Below are 7,469 nucleotides of genomic sequence, written 5' to 3'. Positions count from 1 at the left end.
AAGTCGCTTCATTGCGCTTGACTTCGAAGACGGTTACTCAGTCGTTCTCCGTGAACTGCTCGAAGCACTCCTTGAGCCGGTGGTGCCATGCGCGCTTGTCGGCTTCGGCGGCAAAGCTGGCCTCGAAGCTGTTCCAGGCCAACTGGTAGGCATGGCGCGCCGTGAGCGCCGGCACCGCCGCGAAGAGCTGCGTGAAGTTGTCGTTGACGTAACCGCCGAAGTACGCGGGATCGTCGGAGTTCACGGTCACCGCCAGCCCCGCCTCCAGCAGCTGCAGCAGGTTGTGATCGGCCAGGCGCGGGAACACGCACAGCTTCAGGTTGGACAAGGGGCACACGGTGAGCGGTATGCGCTCATCGGCCAGTCGGCGCATCAGCGCTGGGTCGTGAACGGCCTGCACGCCGTGGTCGATACGCTCGGCCTGCAGCACGTCCAGCGCACTCCAGATATAGGCCGGCGGACCCTCTTCACCCGCATGGGCCACCACATGCAGACCCAGGGCGCGGCAGCGCTCGAACACGCGGGCGAACTTCTCGGGCGGGTGGCCTCGCTCGCTACTGTCCAGCCCCACGCCGACGATGCGGTCCAGCAGAGGCAGGGCCTGCTCCAGCGTGGCGAGGGCATCCTCCTCGCTCAGGTGCCGCAGAAAGCACAGGATGAGCGACGCAGACAGGCCGTGGCTGCTGCGCGCGTCCGCGCAGGCACGGTGCAGCCCGTTGATCACGGTCTCGATGTGCACGCCCCGCGCGGTGTGCGTCTGCGGGTCGAAGAAGATTTCCGCATGCGCTACGTTATCCATAGCTGCTCGCGCAAGATAGGCGCGGGCCATATCGTAAAAATCCTGCTCATGCAGCAGCACGCTGGCGCCTGCGTAATAGATGTCCAGGAAGCTCTGCAGGTCGGTGAAGGCGTAGGCACGGCGCAGTTCTTCCACGCTGGCGTAGGGCAGCGGCACACCGTTGCGTTGTGCCAGCGCGAAGATCATCTCGGGCTCGAGCGAGCCCTCGATGTGGATGTGCAGTTCGGCCTTGGGCATGGCCCTCAGCAGGCCGGGCAGGCGTTCGGCGGGAATGGGCGGGACCTTGAACATCGGCAGGCTCCAAAAAATGAGGCCGCAACCTACGGGACGTCGCGGCGGTAGGCCGATGATGCCTTGTCGGCGCCCATGTGCAACACCTCCCGGCCCGCAACGGCGGGCATGGCCATACCGACAAAAAAGCCACCCCGAAGGGTGGCTCGTTGTACCGGGCGGACGATCCCCACAAAGAAAGCCGCCTGGTGCGGCAATGGCCGCTTATTTCTTGTCGCCGCCGGGCACCTGGCCCTCCACGCCCTTGACGTAGAAGCTGATGCTGGTGAGGAACTTGTCATCAGCCACTGCGCCCTGGTCGAGGACGGTCTTGCCCGCGTTGTCCACGATGGGGCCCTTCCAGATCACGAAGCTGCCATCCTTCAGGCCGTTCTTGGCCGCATCGACCTTGGCCTTGGCCTCGGCGGGCACGTCCTCGGCGATGGAGACGAGGTCGATCGCGCCTTCCTTCACACCCCACCAGTGCTGACCGGTGGTCCAGGTGCCTTCCAGCACGTCCTTGGTGGCCTTGGTGTAGTACGGAGCCCAGTTGATGATGGCCGACGCCAGGTGGGCCTTGGGGCCGTACGCCGTCATGTCGCTGTCCCAGCCGAAGGCGCGCTTGCCCTTTTCCTGTGCGGTCTTGAGCACGGCGGGCGAGTCGGTGTTCTGGAACAGCACGTCGGCGCCGCCATTGATCAGCGAAGTAGCGGCTTCGGTCTCCTTCGGCGGGCTGAACCACTCGTTGACCCAGACCACCTTGGTCTTGATCTGCGGGTTCACGCTCTGCGCGCCCAGCGTGAAGCTGTTGATGTTGCGGATCACCTCGGGAATCGGCACCGAGCCCACCACGCCCAGCGTATTGGTCTTGGTCATGGCGCCCGCGATGATGCCCGCGAGGTACGCGCCCTCGTAGGTGCGGCTGTCGTAGATGCGCGTGTTGTCGCTGGTCTTGTAGCCGGTGGCGTGCTCGAACTTCACGTCCTTGAACTCGGCACCCAGCTTCTGGATCACGTCCATGTAGCCGAACGTGGTGCCGAAGATCAGCTTGTTGCCCTGCGTGACCATGTCGCGCAGCACGCGCTCGGCATCTGGGCCTTCGGGCACGCTTTCGACGTACGACGTCTGGATCTTGTCGCCGAACTCGGCCTCCAGCTTCTTGCGCGCCTGGTCATGCGCGTAGGACCAGCCGCCATCGCCCACAGGTCCCACGTAAGCGAAGGCGATCTTCAGCGGGCCGGCCGCAGCCGCTGGTGCCGCAGCCGGCGCGGGGGCCGCCGGAGCCGGCTCCTCCTTCTTGCCGCAGGCCACCAAAGCGGTGGCGGCGACGGCCGTCAGTGCAGCCATCTGGAACAGGGAACGTTTGCGCAGATCAGTCATGGTTTTTCTTTCGTCGGAATGTGAAAGCGGACCCAGGTTTCAAAGCAAAAGGCACGCCCATCTTGAGGGGCGCGCCCGCGTTTGTCACTTGCCGTCGGTGCCGGGCACCTTGCCCTCCACGCCGGCCACGTAGAAATTGATGCCGGAGAGGAACTTCAGGTCGCCCACCGTGCCGGCGGCCAGCACTTCCTTGCCAGCGTTGTCCTTGATGGGACCGGTCCAGACGGCAAAGCTGCCGTCCTGCATGCCTGCCTTGGCCTTGGCCACGCGGTCCTTGATCTCCTGCGGCACGTCGTCAGCAATCTTCAAGAGGTCGATCGCCCCCTCCTTCACACCCCACCAGTGCGCGCCGCCCTGCCACTTGCCGGCCAGCGTGTCCTCGACCACCTTGGTGTAGTAGGGCGCCCAATCGATCACGGCCGAGCCCAGGTGCGCCTTGGGCGCATAGGCGCTCATGTCGCCGTCCTTGCCGAAGGCGCGCGCGCCGCGCTCCTCTGCCGCCTTGAGCACTGCCGGCGAGTTGGTGTTCTGGTACATCACGTCCACGCCGCCGTTGAGCAGCGATGCGGCGGCCTCGGCCTCCTTGGGCGGGCTGAACCATTCATTGACCCACACCACCTTGGCCTTGATCGACGGGTCCACGCTTTGCGCGCCCAGCACGAAGCTGTTGATGTTGCGCACCACTTCGGGGATCGGCACCGAGGCCACCACCCCCACGGTCTTGGTCTTGCTCATGCCGCCCGCCACGATGCCGGCCAGGTATGCACCTTCAAAGGTCTTGGTGTCGTAGGTGGCGACGTTGTCGGCCTGCTTGTAGCCAGTGGCGTGCTCGAACTTCACGTCCTTCAGGTCGGCCGCAACTTTCTGCACGAACTCCTGGTAGCCGAAGCTCGTGGCAAAGATCAGCTTGTTGCCCTGGCCTGCCATGTCGCGCATCACGCGCTCGGCGTCGGCGCTCTCGGGCACGCTCTCGACGAACGAGGTCTCGATGCGATCGCCGAACTTCTCCTGGATCGCCTTGCGGCCCAGCTCATGCTGGTAGGTCCAGCCGCCATCGCCGATGGGGCTCACGTACATGAAACCGATCTTCAGCTTGTCGGCCGCGGGGGCGGCGGCCGGTGCCGGTGCGGCGGCAGGCGCCTCTTCCTTCTTGCCGCAGGCCGCCAGCGTGGCGAGGGCCACAGCCGACAGGGCCACAGCCTTTAAAAGGGATCGTTTGTTCAGTACGTTCATTGCGATGGGTTTTATGGATGGAAAACGGGGTCAGCTGCCCGGATGGAACGGCTTTCCGAGCGCGGCCGGCATGTTCGCACGAATCCAGGCCGGGTTGCGCGAAATGAGGACCAGCACCACGATGGTCGCCACGTAGGGCAGCATGGACAGCAACTGGCTGGCCACCTGCACGCCCGTGGCCTGCAGGTGGAACTGCAGCATGGTCACGCCGCCGAACAGGTAGGCGCCCAGCAGCACGCGCGCGGGCCGCCAGGTGGCGAAAGTGGTCAGCGCCAGCGCGATCCAGCCGCGCCCGGCCACCATGCCCTCCACCCACAGCGGCGTGTACACGGTGGAGATGTAGGCGCCCGCCAGCCCGCACAGCGCACCGCCCGCCGCCACGGCTCCCAGGCGAATGCCGCGCACGGGGTAGCCCAGCGCGTGGGCGGATTCGGGCGACTCGCCGACCGAGCGCAGCACCAGGCCGGCGCGCGTGCGGTAGAGGAACCACACCATGAGCGCGACCAGCACCACGGTCAGATAGACCAGCGGGTGCAACCTGAACAGCGCCTGGCCCACCACCGGCAGATCGCCCAACACCGGCCAGGCGAACTTGGGCGTGTCCGGCAGCTTGGCCTGCACATAGCCGATGCCCACGAAGGCCGAGAAGCCCACGCCAAACAGGCTCAGGGCCAGGCCGGTGGCGTACTGGTTGGTGTTGAACCAGATCACCAGCACGCCGAACAGCGCCGCCAGCACCGCGCCGGCCGCCATGCCCGCGAGCAGCCCCAGCGTGAAGCTGCCCGTGTGCACCACGGTGGCAAACGCGGCGATGGCCGCGCACAGCATCATGCCCTCGGCCCCCAGGTTGACGATGCCGGCCTTCTCGTTGATCAGCAGGCCCAGCGCGGCGATGGCCAGCACTGTGCCGGCGCTCAGCGTGCTGCCCAGCAGCAATGCGTACGATTCCATCACGCGCGCCCTCCCCTGGCACCCACCCACCGCACGCGGTAGGCAATCAAGGTGTCACACGCCAGCAGCGTGAACAGCAGCAGGCCCTGGAACACGCCCGTGAGCGACTTCGGCAACCCCATGCGCGACTGCGCCAGTTCGCCGCCGATGTAGAACATGCTCATCAGCAGCGCCGACAGCACCATGCCCACCGGATGCAGCCGCCCTACGAAGGCCACGATGATGGCCGCAAAGCCATAGCCCGCCGGGACATACGGCGTGAGCTGGCCAATGGGTCCGGCCACTTCCAGCGCCCCCGCCAGGCCCGCCAGGCCGCCGGAGATCAGCAGCGCCGTCCACAGCGCGCGCCGCGACGAAAAGCCCGCGTAGCGCGCCGCCGCCGGCGCCAGCCCGCCCACCTGCAGCGCGAAGCCCGCGCGCATGCGGAACAGAAACACCCACAGCAGCGCCGCACCCAGCAGCGCCAGCGGCAACCCGATGGTCACGCACGAGCCCGTGAACAGCTTGGGCATCTGCGTGACGGGCTCGAACATCTTGGTCTGCGGGAAATTGAAGCCCATCGGGTCCTTCCAGGGGCCGTACACCAGATAGCCCAGCAACAGCGTGGCCACGTACACCAGCATCAGGCTGACCAGGATCTCGTTGGCATTGAAGCGGTCGCGCAGCAGCGCCGTGATGCCCGCCCACGCCATGCCCCCCAGCACTCCGGCAACCAGGATGACAGGCACGATCCACGGACCGGTGGCCTTGTCGGCCAGCAGTGCCACGCCGCCCGCAGCCACGGCGCCGATCACGAACTGCCCCTCCGCGCCAATGTTCCAGACATTGGAGCGAAAACACACCGCCAGTCCCAGCGCGATGAGCAGCAACGGGGTGGCTTTCACCGCCAATTCGCCCAACGCATAGGGCGACTTGATCGGCTCCCAGAAGAACACCTGCAGCCCGCGCACCGGGTCCTTGCCCAGGGCCGCAAACAGCAGCACGCCGATCAGCACCGTGATCGCCAGCGCAAGCAGCGGCGAGCCAAAAACGAACAGGCGCGACGCCTCGGGGCGCGCCTCAAGCTTGAGCATGGCCGGCCTCCTCGGGTGCGCTGGTCGCGCGCAGGTGCGCCTGCACCTCGGCGTGCCACAGGCCGCTCATCCATTCGCCGATGCGCTCCACCGTCGCCTCGGCGCGTGGCACGGACGGCGACAGATGCCCCTTGGCCAGCACGTGCAGCCGGTCACAGATTTCGAACAATTCGTCCAACTCCTCGCTGAGCACCAGCACGCCACAGCCCTGGTCGCGCAGCTTCAATATCTCGCCGCGGATCTGCGCGGCCGCGCCCACGTCCACGCCCCAGGTGGGCTGCGAGACGATGAGCAGACGCGGGCCGGCGTCGATCTCGCGCCCCACGATGAATTTCTGCAGGTTGCCGCCCGACAGCGACTTGGCCGCCGCATTCGGCCCGCCCGCCTTGACCTGAAAGCGCGCGATGATGGCGCGCGCCTGCGCCTGCAGTTGCCCCATGCGCAGCCAGCCGAAAGCGCCCACCGCATCGGTGCGGGTCAGCAGCAGGTTGTGCGCCAGCCCCATGCTGGGCACGGCGCCGCGGCCCAGGCGCTCTTCGGGCACGAAGTGCAGGCCCAGCGCGCGGCGCTGGCGCGGGTTCATGCGGCCGACGGGCACCAGCCCCTGCGGCCCCGCCACCTGCACCATGGCGGGCGCGGCGCGCTGGTCCTCGCCCGACAGGGCGTAGAGCAGCTCTTTCTGCCCATTGCCCGAGATGCCGGCAATGCCCACCACCTCGCCCGCGCGCACCTCCAGGTCGATGTCGATGAGCGGCACGCCGAAGGGGTCGGCCGCCGGCAGGCTCAAGGAACTGGCGCGCAGCACCACCCCGCCCGTGGTCACCTCACGGTGCGCCAGGGCCGGCGGCTCGGCGCCGATCATCATGCGCGACAGCGACGCGTTGGACTCCTGCGAAGGATCGCACACGCCTGTGACCACCCCGCCGCGCATCACCGTGCAGGCCGTGCACAGCGCGCGGATTTCATGCAGCTTGTGGCTGATGTACAGGATGCTGCATCCCTCGCTGGCCAATTGCTTGAGTACCACGAAGAGCTTGTCCACCGCCTGCGGCGTGAGCACCGAGGTGGGCTCGTCCAAGATCAGCAGCTTGGGCTGCGTGAGCAGCGCGCGGATGATCTCCACGCGCTGCATCTCGCCCACGCTCAGGGTGTGCACGGGCCGCAGCGGGTCGATACCCAGGCCGTACTCGGAGGCCGTGGCGCGGATGCGGCGCTCCACCTCGGCCAGCGGCACGCTCTTGTCCTGGCCCAGCCAGACGTTCTCGGCCACGGTCAGGGTGTCGAACAGGCTGAAATGCTGGAACACCATGGCAATGCCCAGCTGGCGCGCCTCCTGCGGATTGCGCACCTGCACGGGGCGGCCGTCGAACAGCATCTGGCCCTCGTCGGGCTTCACGGCGCCGTAGATGATCTTCATCAGCGTGGACTTGCCGGCGCCGTTCTCGCCCAGCACCGCATGCACCTCGCCGGGCTGCACCGTGAGCGATACGCCATCGTTGGCCACCACGGCCGGGTATCGCTTGGTGATGCCCGTCAGCTGCAGCCGCGGCGCGCCGGTGGCGGGGGCAGAAGGGGGTGAGGGATTCATCCTGCGATTGTCTCCTAGTTTTTTGGACGGCTGCCTGGAATCAAAACAGCATGCGGCGCCGACCCACCGGGCGCCAGCAGCTACTTTTTTTATAGCAAACCGTCGGCCACCAACCACGCCGGCGGGGTTATGTGTACCGCCCTATGGTCAAGCCGGCGCCTGCGGCATACCCTTG

The 7,469-nt window shown here is 66.9% G+C and carries 6 protein-coding genes; all 6 read right to left on the bottom strand.

All coding sequences use genetic code 11. From position 1 onward, the window contains the following. Positions 1-37 precede the first annotated feature (37 nt). The gene (locus OX89_RS13970) at positions 38-1,090 is read right to left on the bottom strand and encodes an adenosine deaminase (protein WP_015913824.1); all 1,053 of its coding nucleotides are present in this window, start codon (positions 1,088-1,090) and stop codon (positions 38-40) included. Positions 1,091-1,294: 204 nt separating this feature from the next. Next, positions 1,295-2,449: a BMP family ABC transporter substrate-binding protein gene (locus OX89_RS13965; RefSeq protein ID WP_047351071.1), complete on the bottom strand. Its 1,155-nt coding sequence runs from the start codon at positions 2,447-2,449 to the stop codon at positions 1,295-1,297. A gap of 84 nt (positions 2,450-2,533) precedes the next feature. After that, positions 2,534-3,682: a BMP family ABC transporter substrate-binding protein gene (locus tag OX89_RS13960; protein ID WP_047351070.1), complete on the bottom strand. Its 1,149-nt coding sequence runs from the start codon at positions 3,680-3,682 to the stop codon at positions 2,534-2,536. A 30-nt stretch (positions 3,683-3,712) separates the two neighbouring features. Continuing rightward, the gene (locus tag OX89_RS13955; RefSeq protein WP_015913827.1) at positions 3,713-4,633 is read right to left on the bottom strand and encodes an ABC transporter permease; all 921 of its coding nucleotides are present in this window, start codon (positions 4,631-4,633) and stop codon (positions 3,713-3,715) included. After that, the gene (locus tag OX89_RS13950; RefSeq protein ID WP_047351069.1) at positions 4,633-5,706 is read right to left on the bottom strand and encodes an ABC transporter permease; all 1,074 of its coding nucleotides are present in this window, start codon (positions 5,704-5,706) and stop codon (positions 4,633-4,635) included. Before OX89_RS13950 ends, OX89_RS13955 begins: the two co-directional genes overlap by 1 nt. Beyond that, on the bottom strand, positions 5,693-7,294 hold the full coding sequence (locus OX89_RS13945; protein WP_047351068.1) for an ABC transporter ATP-binding protein: 1,602 nt from the start codon (positions 7,292-7,294) through the stop codon (positions 5,693-5,695). The genes OX89_RS13950 and OX89_RS13945 overlap by 14 nt, the downstream gene beginning before the upstream one ends. Positions 7,295-7,469 lie beyond the last annotated feature (175 nt).

Source organism: Diaphorobacter sp. J5-51 (assembly GCF_001023515.1).
In the GTDB taxonomy this organism is placed as follows: domain Bacteria; phylum Pseudomonadota; class Gammaproteobacteria; order Burkholderiales; family Burkholderiaceae_C; genus Diaphorobacter; species Diaphorobacter nitroreducens.
This window is presented reverse-complemented; position numbering and strand designations above follow the sequence as displayed.

Excerpts from the sequence above, each read along its gene's own strand:
- OX89_RS13950 (WP_047351069.1), bottom strand. The coding sequence starts at position 5,706 with ATGCTCAAGCTTGAGGCGCGCCCCGAGGCGTCGCGCCTGTTCGTTTTT.
- OX89_RS13965 (WP_047351071.1), bottom strand. The coding sequence starts at position 2,449 with ATGACTGATCTGCGCAAACGTTCCCTGTTCCAGATGGCTGCACTGACG.
- OX89_RS13960 (WP_047351070.1), bottom strand. The coding sequence starts at position 3,682 with ATGAACGTACTGAACAAACGATCCCTTTTAAAGGCTGTGGCCCTGTCG.
- OX89_RS13955 (WP_015913827.1), bottom strand. The coding sequence starts at position 4,633 with ATGGAATCGTACGCATTGCTGCTGGGCAGCACGCTGAGCGCCGGCACA.
- OX89_RS13945 (WP_047351068.1), bottom strand. The coding sequence starts at position 7,294 with ATGAATCCCTCACCCCCTTCTGCCCCCGCCACCGGCGCGCCGCGGCTG.
- OX89_RS13970 (WP_015913824.1), bottom strand. The coding sequence starts at position 1,090 with ATGTTCAAGGTCCCGCCCATTCCCGCCGAACGCCTGCCCGGCCTGCTG.